The organism is Hyphomicrobium sp. (genome assembly GCF_009026145.1).
Lineage (GTDB): Bacteria > Pseudomonadota > Alphaproteobacteria > Rhizobiales > Hyphomicrobiaceae > Hyphomicrobium_A.
In genome coordinates, this window is the sequence record NZ_WBUE01000016.1 from 12,850 (window position 1) to 25,905 (window position 13,056).

A 13,056-nucleotide genomic window follows, 5' to 3' on the forward strand; every position below is an offset into this window, starting at 1 on the left:
TTCCGCTGTGCTCAGCGGAAGCTTTTATCGACGACATCTGGAGCAAGCTCGCCCGCGTGGAAGGATGAGCCCGTATCGAGGTTGGAAACGATGACCTCGGCAGGGCTGAACAGCATGGGATCGATTTTGTAGAAGTCGCCACCGGCCGCCGCGAAGATTTCGGCGAACGGCAGGCCGTAGGCGGAGCAGGTAGAGCTGGGCAGGGTCTGCGCCAGCTTTTGGGCCGCCTCGTCGCCGCCGCGCACGAATAGCTGCACGCGGCCGCCGTAGATAATGGCGTCGTTGGTGCGCCCCATCGCCTTCATGAAGTCCGGGATCGGCGGCGCAATGGGGGCGGTGCCGATGCCGTCCTCGATGTGCTCGAGCGGGAAGTGCAACTCGTGCGCCTTGTGCAGGGCGACCTCGAGCACGCGCGCGGCGATCTGCACGGTACCGGCGAGGCTGCCCGTCGGGGCGAAGAGGATGGTCAGATCGGTCGGCTGCACGCCGCATGCCGCCGCAATCATGCGGGCAACCGCTGCCGGCGGGGCCTTATCGCCTTCGATGACCAGCGAGGCCTTGCTATAGTGGTCGACGTAGCCGAGGTCTTTATAGAGCGCTTCGACGCGGGAGAGGGCGCGCGCGGGACCGGAGCCAAGGGCGAAGAAGCCGCTCTCCTGCTCGCTGATCTGCCAGCCGGCATACTGGCTGGCAAGGCAGGCGATGACTGGGTTGGTGGCGTGCACGGTGACGCCGAGCGGCCAGTGCTTGAGGCCCGAGGAGGTGTGCAGCGACACGGTGCCGAGACCGCCCATGCACACCTCGGCGAGGCGGCGTCCGGCTTCGAGCCCGCCTATCGCGCGCGCGCCGAGGTCGATGCACCGCTCGCCGGCGGTGCCAAAGGTCACCTCGCAGCGCAGGGCGCTGGCGTCGGCGACGATGCCTTCAACGAGCTTGGCTGCGCGCGCCGAAACGCTCGGGGCCGGGCCGTTGTATTTCTGCATTGTTGCTGCGCTCCCTGTTTGGCGCCTGTGCATACAGCATCTCACCCAGTACGTCCAAGCGCCGGTGGCAGCTCCGGAACGCCTCCTCGGCGGTCTCCCCGGCGGCAAAGACGGTGGCGATCGGACGGTAGCGCGGGATGCGGGTGGCGGGTGATGGGCGATCGGCTGTCCACGCTGGCCAGGAGAGGGAGGCGACGGCGAGCGGGCCGGGGTCGGCGTAGAGGACCGCGGCGGCACGGGCGCCGTTCAGTACCGGCAGCTGCGGCGCCCGCCCCTCGCAGGCGGCGAGATGCGCGTGGAACAACGACCCGGTGGCGTCGTCAAACACGTCGAGCGTGGCGCTGGGGCGCGGGTTGATGTCCAACAGATAGGGTGTCGTGCCGACCAGGAGAAAATCGAAGGCGACGAGGCCGACGAGACCCAGGGCGCCGCAGAGCTGCTCGACCGCGGCGCGTATCGACATTTCGATAGCGGGCGCGAGGCGCACCGGACCCACGGCGCCGCCATAGCGGTAGGGGCGGGGGCCGCAACCGACTATCCACTGGCGGCTAATGCCGACCATGTGCGCGCCGTCGCGCGTGGCAATGGCGAGGGCTGAAGCCGGCTCGCCGACGAGGCGACGCTGAAAGTAGCGTCGCGGGCTGCGCTCGGCGACGGTCGCCGGCACGATATGCGCGCCGCCGCTGCCGCCGATGCGCTTCGACAACCACTCGCCCGGTTTCTCTGGCGGTGCGAGGCGCGTTTCGGGATGGGCGATGGCGAGCGCATCGAGCAGCGCCCCGAGGGCTGCAGGGTTCTTGCTGCGCGCGACCGTCGAGGCGTCATTGCCGATGAGCCGATAGCGGCGCGCCAGCGCGGCAATAAGCTTGGGGCGGTCCTCGAAGCCGGAGCCGAGAACGAGCCCGATCGGAGGTCGCGCAGGCGCGGCGGCGAGCTCGGCGAGCGCGGTGAAGACCGGCTTGGCGTGAAAGCCGATGCGCGCCGCATCTTTGACGCAGCGCGCCTCCGCCGCGAGCTCGCCGGTGTCGCTGTCGCCGAACGCGTCGGCAACCAGCGGCAGGTAGCCCGCGCGCCGGGCGGAGGCGGCGAGCCCCCGCCCGGACAGCGCAGCGATGAGGATGGTCTTTGCCGTCAAGCTGTGAGCGTCCGCGCCAGCTCGAAGGCGGCGCGGAAGTCGAAGTGCACCGGCTTGTCGGAGGCGATCATGCGTTTAAAGAGACCGGACTCGGTCTTGTACTTGATGTCGCCGATGGCGAGCGGACCGACGCCGAGGGCGTTACATCCCGGAAGCGGTGCGCCGTCCATGAACAGCTCCATGCCGTCGACGCCGGGCGGTGGGACGGCATTGACGTCGGCGACGACGAGCAGGTTGTTGGCCTTCGCCTTGTTCTCCGCGCTGATGACGCGCACGCCGGCGGCGGCCGCGGCGAAGATCACCTCGGCGTCGGAGATGATCGCCTGCTTCGCCTCTTCCGTTTCGCCGGACTTGGCGATGAGGTCGACGCCGAAGCGCTGCTTGGAAACCTCGGCCGACCTGATGACGCGGTCGACGCCGCGGTGGGCGACGAGGGTCACCTGTGCACCCTCCAGCGCAGCGATGATCGAGGAGGCGAAGCCGACGACGCCGGTGGCGCCGAACACGGCGACGCGCAGCCCCTTCCAGCCGCGGTTGAACTTGGTGCGCAGCACGCGCTCGACGCAGGCGACCATGGCCGCAGCGGTCGTGAACGAGCCGGCCGGATCGGCGAAGGTGGAGAGACCGAACGGTGGCACCAGCGCCTTCTGCGCCGCATCCATCATGTCGAGAGCCAGGATGGCGTCCTTGCCGCCGATGAAGAGGCCGGTCCTCACGCCGAAGTTCGGCGGGCGCGAGAAGATCGCGTCCTGAGTGAGCGCAGTCACCTCCTCCAACGTCACGTTGATATAGGGGACGATAACTTTGTAACCGGCATCCGCTGCCATGTTCACGTCGAACGGAGACATGTGCTTCTGCGGCGAGAGCATGTGCAGAATCGGAGTGGCGTCGCTCATTTTTTGGTCTTTCCTCGGCTCTTTGAACCTATGTGCTCACGATCTTCTCGACGCTGGCGCCCCTGTTGCGCCCCCCGGCGACGAGGATCTCAAGACCCTCGGCTCTAGCGAGTCCGATGGAAGAATCATAGAGGCGGCCAGCAATTTCCTGCGAGGGTGCGAATGCGAACCCAGTCGGCCCCCACGAGCTCTGCCCGATCCCATATGCACCGGCAGCGCGTAGCGCTTCGACGACGCGTCCCACAGCCGGGCTGGTCCATGGGCTGCCGCCTTGTGCGCCTGCGAAATGGTTACCGACGATCTTCTGAATTTCCGTCAGTGCATTCCCGAAGGCGTCGATGTCCGTTTCCATAAGTCCCGGCACGAGCTGCATAAGGACGAGGCGGCACACGTTCGCTGCTGCAGCATCGGAGAGTGGTGGCAGTGCAGCGAAGGCCTGCGCTTCCGCTTCGCCGTGTACACCCGCTGTGCGCGCATCTATGACCAGCAGGGCGCGCCAGTCGTCGGGGAAGTGGGTGCGTACCAGGATCGGCGGAGCCTGATCGCGTGCGCCGCGGCCGCCATCGACGATGAAGCCGCCGTGCTCGAACGCCGCCATGCCGATCGCAGAGCGCGCGCCGCGGTCGACAATCTCGCCGAGGCGCGATGGGCTGTGCTCGATGCCTTCGAGCGTCATCAGGGCGGCGCCAGCAGCGAGCGCGAGCTGCGTGCCCGAGCCGAGACCGGCATGCGATGGAATGGCGGAGGCGATCTTCACCTCGTACGCACCACCCAACGAGAACACGTCGGCGAAGCGGCGCAGCGTAGCGATGGCACGGGCGTGGTCGGGGCCCTCACCCTTGTAGGTGCGGCTGCGTCTCAAGACCAGCTCGGTGCGGGGAACGTCGACGGCGAGCCCGATGCTTCCGAACATGCGCCCCAAACCGCCGTTCAGGTCGAGGAAGCCAAGGTGCAAACGTGCCGGCGCGACGACGCGTACGGCGCCGGGGTGGGCGCGCGGGCGCATTGCGGGCGCCTCAGATTGCGTTGCGTCGGCCAGTGGCATTACGGTTCAACCTGCTGGTGCGGTCCGTCCCTATAGCCGGAGGAGAGGACAATATGGCGGCTGAACGCGAAAAGCCCATGCCCGATGCCGAAGTCAACGCGTGGCTGCAAAAAAACCTGCCGAAGTGGCGCCTGGAGAATGGCTGGATCCGGCGGACATACAAGACGAGCGGGTGGAAAGGCACGCTGATGGTTATCAATACCGTCGGCCACCTGGCCGAGGCTGCTTGGCATCATCCCGATATCACGGCTTCCTATGCCTGGGTCGAGGTGCGCCTAATGACGCACACCGCCAAGGGTATCACGGCCAAGGATCTGGAGCTGGCCAAGAAGATCGAGGACGTCGTTCATTGGCAGCCGGGCAAGGAGGAAGGCCCGCTCGAGGGCACGCCCACGGGCGACATGCGCTTCGCTTACATAAAATACGATTGATCCATCTGGTAGGGTCGCCGCTTGCCTCGGCGCGGTCAGCGCGATAACGAGCACGGCTTTCCACCGCCGTGTCAGCGAGCCCCGATGTCCAGCGCCACGCCCACCTCCGCCACTCCGGCGTTCGACTGCATTCTGGCGCTGGGCTCTAACATCGGTGATAAGGCGGCCAACATCGGCAAGGCGATTGCGCTGCTCACCGAAAAGGGGGACGTGCGTCTCGTTGCGCGCTCGCGCAACTACGCGACCGAGCCGTGGGGCAAAACCGACCAGGACTGGTTCGTCAACGCCGCCATTGCCGTAGCGACCGAGCTCGATCCGCGCGGGCTGCTGGCCCGCTGCAAGGAGATCGAGCGGCGCATGGGGCGCGAGAGCACTGAGAAATGGGGGCCGCGCATCATCGACCTCGACCTGTTGGTCTATGGCGACGCCGCTTTCAGCGACGCCGAGCTGGTGCTGCCGCATCCCCACATCGGCGTGCGCGCCTTCGTGCTGGCGCCGCTCATGGATATCGCTCCCGACCTCGTCATCGGCGGCAGGAGCGTGCGCGCAATGTACGGTGCGGTCGATGCGACGGGGGTACGGCCCCTCGACTGAGCACAGATGAAAACGCCGCCGGCTTGCCGCCGGCGGCGCTTCTGAATTCCGTTGCGTGGCGCTTACTTGTTGCTGCCGTCGGCGTTGAAGGACGCGAGATAGGCGATCAGGTCGCCGCGCTCGATCTCGTCCTTGACGCCAGCGAACAGCATCTTGTTGCCGGGCACCTTCTTCTTCGGGTCCGCAAGATACTCGCCGAGCGAGGTCTCGTCCCAGGTGATGCCGGCGCCCTTCATGGCGGGCGAGTAGTTGAAGCCTTCAACCGCGCCCGACGCACGGCCAATCAAGCCGTTGAGCTCGGGGCCGACCTTGTTCTTGGCGCCGGGGCCGACCGAGTGGCACGGCGCGCACTTGGCGAATATCTTCTTACCGGCCTCGGCATCCTGCGCCGAAGCAACCGTCGGCAGCGCGAGCATGATACCCGCTGCGACAACCCACCTGAGCATCCCGATTTTCTCCCTGTTTTCGACGATCACGCGTCGTTGATGGCGCGCGTATCATCCAATAGCCATCGCGAATGTGCCAAGTCTTTTCTGAACTTGGACTGAACACGATGACGCACCCCCGGTTCCCCGAGGGCGCCGCTCAGGATTTGAACGATGGCCGCTCCGGCGAGTTAAGCGTCGCTCGGAACGGGCGTTTTCTCGACCGCCGGCTTGGGCGTCGCACCGCCGGGGCGGCGGTAGACGAAGGCCGGCGGGCTCTGGTGGGATTCAACATCTGCCACTTTCGCCCAATCCAGGTGCAGGGGCGACAGCGAGCAGGCCGGGTCGGTGTTGGCGGCATCGCCGGTCAGGGCGAAGGCCTGGCAGCGACATCCGCCGAAGTCGATCTCGCGCCGGGGGCACGACCGGCACGGCTCCTTCATCCAGCTCGTGCCGCGATACTTCTGGAACGCCGAGCCATTGAGCCAGATCTCGCCCAGCGGCTTGTCGCGCACGTTGTCGAACTCGAGGTGGGTGATGGATTCTGCGGCGTGGCAGGGGAGCACGCGGCCCGACGGTGTGATGTTGATGATGCCCCGCCCCCAACCGCCCATGCAGGGCTTGGGGAACTTGGCGTAGTAGTCGGGCACCACCGCGTCGATGACGATGACGCCCTTCAGCCGCTCGCGCTCGCGCTCGACGATGCGTGCCGCCTCCATGAATGCCTCGCGCGTCGGCATCAGTGACGCGCGGTTTTTGAGTGCCCAGGCGTAATACTGCACGTGGGCGATCTCGACGCGCCCGGCGCCCAGCTCGACCGCGTAGTTGATGATTGCCTCGACGCTGTGAATGTTGTGGCGATGGATCGGCGCATTGATCGTCAGCGGCAGTCCCAGCTCGCGCACCCAACCGGCCACGATCTTCTTCTTCTCGCTGCCGCCCTTGTAGCCGGCGATGCGGTCGGCGTTCTCGGCTGCCGTGTCGACATCCTGGATGGAGATCTGCACGTGGTCGAGGCCGCACTCCTTCAGCTTCTCCAGCCGGTCGCGCTTTAAAAGCACGGCAGCGGTGATGAGGTTCGTGTAAAGGCCAGCCTCGGAAGCCGTCTTGACGATTTCTTCGAGATCGCGCCGGGCCGTCGGCTCGCCGCCCGACAGATGCACCTGGAGAATGCCGAGCTGCGCTGCCTGGCGCATCACCTTCTGCCACTCCTCCGTCGTCAGCTCGGTGTTGACCTTCTCAAGCTCGAGCGGGTTGGAGCAGTAGGGACACTGCAGCGGGCAGCGATGCGTCAGCTCGGCCAGGAGGCCGATCGGGGCGCGGATGGCGCAAGACGGATCGGGCGTCGGCGAGGACGAGGCTTCGCAGCGCATTTCGCCGGCGTCCATCGTCAGCATCTCTTCCTTGACGTGCTTGACCTGGGAAGGGGCAGTTTCGCTCATGCCTTCACTACTCCCTTGTCGGCGAGGTCCTGCAACATCGCGATGATGTCGGCCTCTATTTCCTCCGGTGGTGCGTTGTAGTCCTTAGCTAGTTGTCCAGCGATGTCATGCACAGTCCGTGCACCATCACAAAGCTTCAAAACCTCGACAGCAATCGCATCCGGGTCGAATACGCGCTCAGGCGCCAGGATGAGCCAGCGGCCGCGGCCGGCGTCATGGCGCATCTTGATGTGGGGCGGCATGGCTGGCTTGCTGACGGCCGTGATGACCGTTCGCTGGCGTGGCGCCGTCTCACTCATCATTGCGCCTCCGGACGGAAGGCGCCGGGCGGAATATGGCCCTCGACGTAGGCATGCTGCAGCGCATCGAGCTGCACCCACAGCACGTTGCACTTGAAGCGGACCGCGTCGACGCAGGCCTCCTGCTCCTCGCGCGTCTTGGCGTTCTTGAGAACGTAGTCGAGTGCGAAGTCGGCGTCGCGCGGCGCCTGCGTGAGGCGGCGCTTGAAGTAGGCCATCACCTTGTCGTCGATGAAGTCATAATTCTCCAGCATGCCGGCGATGCGCTCCTTGTGGATCTTGGGAGCGAACAGCTCGGTGAGCGAGGAGGCGATGGCGACGGTAATCGGCTGCTCGCGCACGAAGGTGACGTAGGATTCTACCGCGAACTTGGTGGCCGGCAGCGCTCCCTTCATGGAGATGACGTAGTCGCGGTCGAGGCCGAGGCCATCGGTCAGCACCAGCCAGCGCTCGATGCCGCCCTCCTCCTCGCCGTAGCCGTCGTGGTCAAGCAGGCGGTGCACCCACTCCCGGCGCAACTCGCGATCATAAAGGCGGCTGATGAGCGCCGCGTCCTTGCGCGGTACCGCCGACTGGTAGCAGTAGCGGTTCAGCGCCCAAGCCTGCACCTGAGGCTTCTTCAGCTTGCCGCCGTGCAGCATGTGATGGAACGGGTGCTTGTCGTGGTAGCGCTCGGCGCCGACGGCGCGGATTGCCGCCTCGAAATCGGCGAGCGACATGAGCTCCTGCGCTTTGCGCTCGGTGCTCAAACGCTCCAGGCTTACCGGCTCACTCATAGGCGCACCTCCATGCCATCGTACCCGACTTCCCATCCCGCGCCATCGATGGCTTTGCGGGCGGGCGAGTTCTCGTCCAGCGCCGGGTTCGAGTTGTTTATATGCACGTATATGAGCCTTCCGACGCCCAGTTTTGAGAAGGCGGCGATCGATCCCGAGGCTCCCGACATGCTGATATGGCCCATTCGGGCTCCGGTTTTGTTAAGCAGGCCCTGCTCGATCATCTCGTCGTCGGTGAACAGCGTGCCATCGAAGAAGACGATGGATGCACCCTGCAGACGGGCGGCGAGCGTCTCATCTATGGCGGCGCAGCCGGGGATGTAAAAGAAGGACTTCTTCTCGGCCGGATCAGTAATTTTTAGGCCGATGGTGTCGCCTTCCTGGGTGCCGAAGTCACCCGAGGAGGTGTCCTCCAGGTAGAGCGCGACCTTGCCCGGCACGGCGAATGCTTCGATCGTAAGCCCGAGATCGACACCGGCGCCCTGCAGATCGAACGGCTTACCGAGCGCCATCTCGACGCGTGGAACGAGCGGCTCGGCCAGCACCTGGAACACCGAGTTGGTGCGGATGACGTCGAGGACGCGGTTCGTGGCATAGATGGTGAACGGCTGCGCCTCGCGCAGGTTGATGAGGCCGATGATGTGGTCGACATCGCCGTTGGTGAGCACCGCTGCCATGATGGGGCTGTGGCGCAGGCCGACCTTGGCATCGGCGTGCAGTTGCGGCGTGGCGTTGATTTGCTGGCGCAGGTCCGGCGAGGCGTTGAGCAGGGCCCAATTGACGCCATCGCGGCTGACGGCAAGCGATGACTGCGTGCGGGCTCTGAAACCCGGGGCTCCAGACCGCACGGCGGCGCAGTTGCGGCAGTTGCAGTTCCACTGCGGGAACCCACCTCCCGCAGCAGACCCCAGTATTTTGATGAGCATGGACGTCGTCTGGTTAGGGGCGCGCCGACGCCCGATAAAACAACGGCGGCCGAAGCTTCGACCGCCGTTGTCGGAAACTCACTGAGTTGGTGAGTTGATCGACAGTCGTTAGATGATGTCGATCTCAGCCGGCATATACGAGGTGACCTCGAGGCCAACTTCCTGCTCACGAACTGCGGGCTTCGTCCAAACCTTCATGACTTCCTCCTATTCGGCAAGATGCCGTCCAAAATTGGATGGCCCCGCCGAGGGCCCACCCACTGGAGCGCTTCCCTCTTGGTAGGGTCTCTCCAGTCCGCGGATCCAGAACACGCAAGCCCAGACCGCCATGGCGGCTATAAACCACAGGGCCCTTGGGAACGGAAGTCAAAGGCTCTCACAAACGCGTGTGCTATCCGTCATCTAATCGACACGCTGCGCAACGGCGCGGTGGTGAGTTCTAAGGTCGGCAATCGATCTGGCGCGCGCTGCCGGTCGCGGTGTTGAGAGCTCGGATTCGGCACGTGCTGCACGCCGATGCCGGATGGCCGGCGGTACACGGCAGCGCTCTCCCTTGTCAGGCGCCGTTGGCCAGTGCGACTTCGCCCTGGCGCCGCAAATCTATGCCCTTGTTATGCTGTGCATAGAAAAATTGTTCTTATCTTTCGATGGACTTGCCACGGCAATAGAAAATTCTACTTCGATAAACTATAAGAAGCGCACCGGCCGGACGGGTTGCCGTTGGGGTCGGTCCACCTAGTCGGTCCACCTATCGGTCCTTGGTCACCAAGCGCAGGCAGCGAAGGGTAAGGCGTTGCGGTACTTTCCGATCTTCTTCGATCTCGACGGCCGCGACGTGCTCATTGCCGGCGGTGGCGAGAAGGCTTTGCAGAAGCTGCGCCTGCTCGCCAAGACAACCGCAAGGCTCAGGATCGTCGCCGAGGATGTCAGCGCCGACATCGCCGCTGCTGGCATCCCAACCTTGGAGATCGCACGGCGCAGCTTTGTCGACAGCGATCTCGACGGCGTAGCGCTGGTGTTCGCCGCCAGCGACGATGCCAGCCTTGATGCCCGCGTGGCGGCTGCCGCACGGGCGCGCGGTCTCCCGGTCAACGTCGTCGACGGGCCGGGGGAGAGCAACTTTATCATGCCGGCCATCGTCGACCGCGATCCTATCGTCGTCGCCATCGGCAGCGAGGGTGCCGCCCCGATCCTGGCGCGTGAGATCAAGGCCAAGATCGAGAGTTGGCTGCCGGCGCGGTTCGGTCGCGTGGCGCAGCGGGCTCAAGCTTTGCGGAGCCGCGTGCAAGGGGCCATTGCCGATCCCGTCGTGCGCCGGCGTACCTGGGAGGCGCTCCTGCAGGGTCTGTGGCGCAACGCGGTCTTGGCCGACGATGCCGACACGGCCGAGCGCGAGCTCAGCCGCCAACTCGATGCCGCACGCGCCCAGGCGCAACCCGTTGGCAGCGTGGCGCTGATCGGCTGCGGCCCGGGCGAGCCCGACCTCATCACGCTGAAGGCGCAGCAGCACTTGCAAGCGGCCGACGTGCTGGTCGTCGATCGCCTCGTCAATCCGGCCATCCTCGAGTATGCACGCCGTGACGCCATCCGCATCGACGTCGGCAAAGAGCCGGAGGGCGATTCGGCCCTGCAGGAGGACATCAACCGCATTCTCGTGCGCGAAGCGCTCAAGGGGCAGCGCGTGGCGCGCCTCAAGGGTGGCGATGCGTTTGTCTTCGGACGCGCCGCCGAGGAGATGGCGGCGGTACGCGCCGCCGGCGTTCCCGTCCAGGTGGTCCCCGGCATCACGGCGGCGCATGCCTGCGCGGCGAGCGTCGGGCTGCCCGTAACGCTGCGCACCAAGGTGCGGCAGTTCGCCGTGGTCACCGGGGCGTCGGCCGACGGCCCCGTCGATCTCGACTGGCCGGCGCTGGCGCAGCCAGGCCAAGCCTTCGCCATCTACATGGGCGTGCGCACGGCGCAGCATTTCCGCGACAAGCTGCTCAGCGCCGGCGCCGCTCCGCAGACGCCGGTGGTCATCGTCGAAAACGGCACGCTGGCGAGCGAGCGGGGCGTGGCGACGGAGCTGGCGTCGCTGGCGCAGGCCGTTACCGAGGCCGGCATTCGCGGTCCGGCCGTCATCTTCGTAGGTCTCGACTGGGCTAGTGCCGGGCTGTCGCGCCCCGACAAGGTCGAGGTATACGGGATGCACCGCGCCCGCGAAGGCGAGCCCGCTAAGGCCGGCGTCGCGGCGGCGCATGCAGGACAAGGCCGCGCACCGAGGTGGTAGTCTGCCCTCATCGCGCAGACGGGAAATTTCGAGGAGGCGTTTGTGACCGCCCAACCGTTGCTTCCGAAGAACGCGCCGTTCACGCCGGAAGACATTGACGTTCTCAACAGCGTCGTAGCGCGCACGACGCCGCAGCAGCGTGCCTGGCTGGCCGGCTTCTTCGCCGGCTTCGAGGCCGCGCAGGCCGGGGCCCACCCGCAGCCGGCGGCTGCCGCCAAGCCGCGCCAGGCGCTCACCGTGCTCTACGCCAGCGAGAGCGGCAACGCCGAAGCCCTCGCCATGCGCACCAAGAAGCTGGCGCAGAAGCACGGGCTCGATGCGCGCGTCATCGACTTCGCCGATGCAGAGCTGAGCGTGCTCACCAGGGCCAAGAACCTCATGGTTTTCGCCTCGACCTGGGGCGAGGGTGATCCCCCCGGTCGCGCCGTCGACTTCTACGCCGCGCTGATGGGCGATGGCGCGCCGCGCCTCGATGGCGTCCGCTTCGCCGTGCTGGCGTTGGGCGATACGGCGTATGCGCAGTTCTGCGCCACCGGCAAGGCGATCGATGCGCGCCTCGAGGCGCTGGGCGGCACGCGCGCCTTCGATCGCATCGACCTCGATCTCGACTATGCCAAGCAAGCGGCGGAGTGGACCGAGAAGGCACTGGGAGGGCTGGCGCCGGCCGATGCCGCGGGCACGGCGACCGTGGTGCACGTCGACTTCAAGGGCGGCGCACAGCTCGCCGAGGATGATGAGCCGCAGTTCACCGCTGATAACCCACTCACCGGCGAGATCTCGACCCTCATCAACCTCAACGGCACCGGCTCGACGCGGGAGACCTGGCACGTCGAGATCGCGGCCGAGGCGCAGGGGTTCTCCTACCTGCCGGGTGACGCGGTCGGCGTCGTGCCGGAGAACGATCCGAACCTGGCGCTCGAGTTAGCCGAGGCGGTCGGCCTCGGCTCCGACGGGAGCGTCGTGCAGAAGCTGCGGGAGCGCTACGACATTACCACGCTGTCGCGCTCGCTCGTGGAGGCCTACGCCAAGCTCACGCAGCGCACCGATGTGAAGCAGCTGGCCGAGCCGCAAGCGTTCGCCGCCTTCGCCGAGGACCGGCAGCTCATCGACCTGTTCGAAACCTACCCTGAAAGGCTTGCGCCCGAGCAGCTGTTCGGCGTGCTACGGCCGCTCCCGGGGCGTCTCTACTCGGTCGCCTCCAGCCCCAAAGCGCACCCCGGCGAGGCGCATCTGCTGGTCGGCGCCGTGCGCTGGCAGTCGCACGGCAAGAAGCGGGGCGGCGTCGCCTCGACCTACTTCGCCGACCGCCGCAAGGTGGGTGATGAGGTGCGCATCTATGTCAAGCCGAACCGCCACTTCCGGCTGCCCGACGACGGCAATCGCCCGATCATCATGATCGGCGCCGGCACCGGCGTGGCGCCCTATCGCGCCTTCATCGAGGAGCGTGTCGAGACCGCTGCCGCCGGCAAGAGCTGGCTGGTCTTCGGGGAGCGCAACTACACCAATGACTTCCTCTATCAGCTGGAGTGGCAGGAGCACTTGGAGTCGGGGGCGCTATCGCGCATAGACGTCGCCTTCTCGCGCGATCAGCCGGAGAAGATCTACGTGCAGCAGCGGCTGTGGGAATCCCGCACCGACCTCCTCAAGTGGGTCGAAGAAGGGGCACACATCTACGTGTGTGGCGACGAGAAGGGCATGGCGCGCGACGTCGACGTGATGCTCTCGCATATTCTCGCCGAGACGGCGCGCGGCGATGACGAGGCGGGGCACGCCAAGCTGAAAGAACTAGCCAAGGCAGGCCGCTACCAGCGCGACGTATATTGAGGAGAGAGCCG

The 13,056-nt window shown here is 66.1% G+C and carries 14 protein-coding genes; 4 read left to right on the plus strand and 10 right to left on the minus strand.

All coding sequences use genetic code 11. The features are described from left to right. Nucleotides 1–11: 11 nt before the first annotated feature. Genes mch through F9K20_RS12945 form a run of 4 tightly spaced genes read right to left on the minus strand, consistent with a single transcriptional unit; the run spans nucleotide 12 to nucleotide 4,020 of the window. On the minus strand, nucleotides 12–983 hold the full coding sequence (mch, locus tag F9K20_RS12930) for a methenyltetrahydromethanopterin cyclohydrolase (protein WP_291002291.1): 972 nt from the start codon (nucleotides 981–983) through the stop codon (nucleotides 12–14). Continuing rightward, nucleotides 925–2,118, minus strand: coding sequence for an ATP-grasp domain-containing protein (locus F9K20_RS12935; RefSeq protein ID WP_291002294.1), 1,194 nt, complete (start codon nucleotides 2,116–2,118; stop codon nucleotides 925–927). The genes mch and F9K20_RS12935 overlap by 59 nt, the downstream gene beginning before the upstream one ends. Beyond that, nucleotides 2,115–3,014, minus strand: coding sequence for an NAD(P)-dependent methylenetetrahydromethanopterin dehydrogenase (locus tag F9K20_RS12940; RefSeq protein ID WP_291002297.1), 900 nt, complete (start codon nucleotides 3,012–3,014; stop codon nucleotides 2,115–2,117). Before F9K20_RS12940 ends, F9K20_RS12935 begins: the two co-directional genes overlap by 4 nt. Before the next feature lie 28 nt (nucleotides 3,015–3,042). Beyond that, nucleotides 3,043–4,020 carry a beta-ribofuranosylaminobenzene 5'-phosphate synthase family protein gene (locus F9K20_RS12945; RefSeq protein ID WP_291002300.1) on the minus strand — a complete coding sequence of 326 codons (978 nt, stop codon included), beginning with the start codon at nucleotides 4,018–4,020 and terminating at the stop codon, nucleotides 3,043–3,045. Nucleotides 4,021–4,112: 92 nt separating this feature from the next. On the opposite strand from F9K20_RS12945, the gene F9K20_RS12950 reads away from it, so the two are divergent. Both F9K20_RS12950 and folK read left to right on the plus strand, forming a co-directional pair. Continuing rightward, entirely contained in the window at nucleotides 4,113–4,490 is a 378-nt protein-coding gene (locus tag F9K20_RS12950; RefSeq protein WP_291002303.1) for a 4a-hydroxytetrahydrobiopterin dehydratase, read from the plus strand. An 84-nt stretch (nucleotides 4,491–4,574) separates the two neighbouring features. Beyond that, a complete protein-coding gene (folK, locus tag F9K20_RS12955) occupies nucleotides 4,575–5,084 on the plus strand; it encodes a 2-amino-4-hydroxy-6-hydroxymethyldihydropteridine diphosphokinase (RefSeq protein ID WP_291002306.1) in 510 nt (169 codons plus the stop codon). Between the two features lie 62 nt (nucleotides 5,085–5,146). On the opposite strand, the gene F9K20_RS12960 is transcribed toward folK, so the two are convergent. The 6 genes from F9K20_RS12960 to pqqA all read right to left on the minus strand — a co-directional run bounded on the left by F9K20_RS12960 (nucleotide 5,147) and on the right by pqqA (nucleotide 9,150). Next, nucleotides 5,147–5,530: a cytochrome c family protein gene (locus F9K20_RS12960; RefSeq protein WP_291002308.1), complete on the minus strand. Its 384-nt coding sequence runs from the start codon at nucleotides 5,528–5,530 to the stop codon at nucleotides 5,147–5,149. Nucleotides 5,531–5,700: 170 nt separating this feature from the next. Then, nucleotides 5,701–6,882 carry a pyrroloquinoline quinone biosynthesis protein PqqE gene (gene pqqE / locus F9K20_RS12965; protein ID WP_291002489.1) on the minus strand — a complete coding sequence of 394 codons (1,182 nt, stop codon included), beginning with the start codon at nucleotides 6,880–6,882 and terminating at the stop codon, nucleotides 5,701–5,703. Between the two features lie 65 nt (nucleotides 6,883–6,947). Next, nucleotides 6,948–7,250: a pyrroloquinoline quinone biosynthesis peptide chaperone PqqD gene (gene pqqD, locus F9K20_RS12970; protein ID WP_291002492.1), complete on the minus strand. Its 303-nt coding sequence runs from the start codon at nucleotides 7,248–7,250 to the stop codon at nucleotides 6,948–6,950. Beyond that, nucleotides 7,250–8,026 carry a pyrroloquinoline-quinone synthase PqqC gene (gene pqqC / locus F9K20_RS12975; protein WP_291002311.1) on the minus strand — a complete coding sequence of 259 codons (777 nt, stop codon included), beginning with the start codon at nucleotides 8,024–8,026 and terminating at the stop codon, nucleotides 7,250–7,252. The genes pqqD and pqqC overlap by 1 nt, the downstream gene beginning before the upstream one ends. After that, entirely contained in the window at nucleotides 8,023–8,952 is a 930-nt protein-coding gene (pqqB, locus tag F9K20_RS12980; protein WP_291002313.1) for a pyrroloquinoline quinone biosynthesis protein PqqB, read from the minus strand. Before pqqB ends, pqqC begins: the two co-directional genes overlap by 4 nt. Before the next feature lie 108 nt (nucleotides 8,953–9,060). Next, nucleotides 9,061–9,150 (minus strand): pyrroloquinoline quinone precursor peptide PqqA, encoded by a 90-nt coding sequence (gene pqqA / locus F9K20_RS12985; protein ID WP_068459450.1) that lies wholly within the window; start codon nucleotides 9,148–9,150, stop codon nucleotides 9,061–9,063. 595 nt (nucleotides 9,151–9,745) lie between these two features. Between pqqA and cysG the strand changes: the two genes are divergently transcribed. Both cysG and F9K20_RS12995 read left to right on the plus strand, forming a co-directional pair. Further along, nucleotides 9,746–11,221 carry a siroheme synthase CysG gene (cysG, locus tag F9K20_RS12990; RefSeq protein WP_291002319.1) on the plus strand — a complete coding sequence of 492 codons (1,476 nt, stop codon included), beginning with the start codon at nucleotides 9,746–9,748 and terminating at the stop codon, nucleotides 11,219–11,221. Between the two features lie 42 nt (nucleotides 11,222–11,263). Beyond that, nucleotides 11,264–13,045, plus strand: a complete 1,782-nt coding sequence (locus F9K20_RS12995; RefSeq protein WP_291002322.1) for a flavodoxin domain-containing protein — start codon at nucleotides 11,264–11,266, stop codon at nucleotides 13,043–13,045. Nucleotides 13,046–13,056 lie beyond the last annotated feature (11 nt).

Coding starts and splice junctions, on each gene's coding strand:
- F9K20_RS12960 (WP_291002308.1), bottom strand. CDS start 5,530: ATGCTCAGGTGGGTTGTCGCAGCGGGTATCATGCTCGCGCTGCCGACG.
- pqqE (WP_291002489.1), bottom strand. CDS start 6,882: ATGCGCTGCGAAGCCTCGTCCTCGCCGACGCCCGATCCGTCTTGCGCC.
- mch (WP_291002291.1), bottom strand. CDS start 983: ATGCAGAAATACAACGGCCCGGCCCCGAGCGTTTCGGCGCGCGCAGCC.
- pqqC (WP_291002311.1), bottom strand. CDS start 8,026: ATGAGTGAGCCGGTAAGCCTGGAGCGTTTGAGCACCGAGCGCAAAGCG.
- pqqB (WP_291002313.1), bottom strand. CDS start 8,952: ATGCTCATCAAAATACTGGGGTCTGCTGCGGGAGGTGGGTTCCCGCAG.
- folK (WP_291002306.1), top strand. CDS start 4,575: ATGTCCAGCGCCACGCCCACCTCCGCCACTCCGGCGTTCGACTGCATT.
- pqqD (WP_291002492.1), bottom strand. CDS start 7,250: ATGAGTGAGACGGCGCCACGCCAGCGAACGGTCATCACGGCCGTCAGC.
- F9K20_RS12945 (WP_291002300.1), bottom strand. CDS start 4,020: ATGCGCCCGCGCGCCCACCCCGGCGCCGTACGCGTCGTCGCGCCGGCA.
- pqqA (WP_068459450.1), bottom strand. CDS start 9,150: ATGAAGGTTTGGACGAAGCCCGCAGTTCGTGAGCAGGAAGTTGGCCTC.
- F9K20_RS12950 (WP_291002303.1), top strand. CDS start 4,113: ATGGCGGCTGAACGCGAAAAGCCCATGCCCGATGCCGAAGTCAACGCG.
- F9K20_RS12940 (WP_291002297.1), bottom strand. CDS start 3,014: ATGAGCGACGCCACTCCGATTCTGCACATGCTCTCGCCGCAGAAGCAC.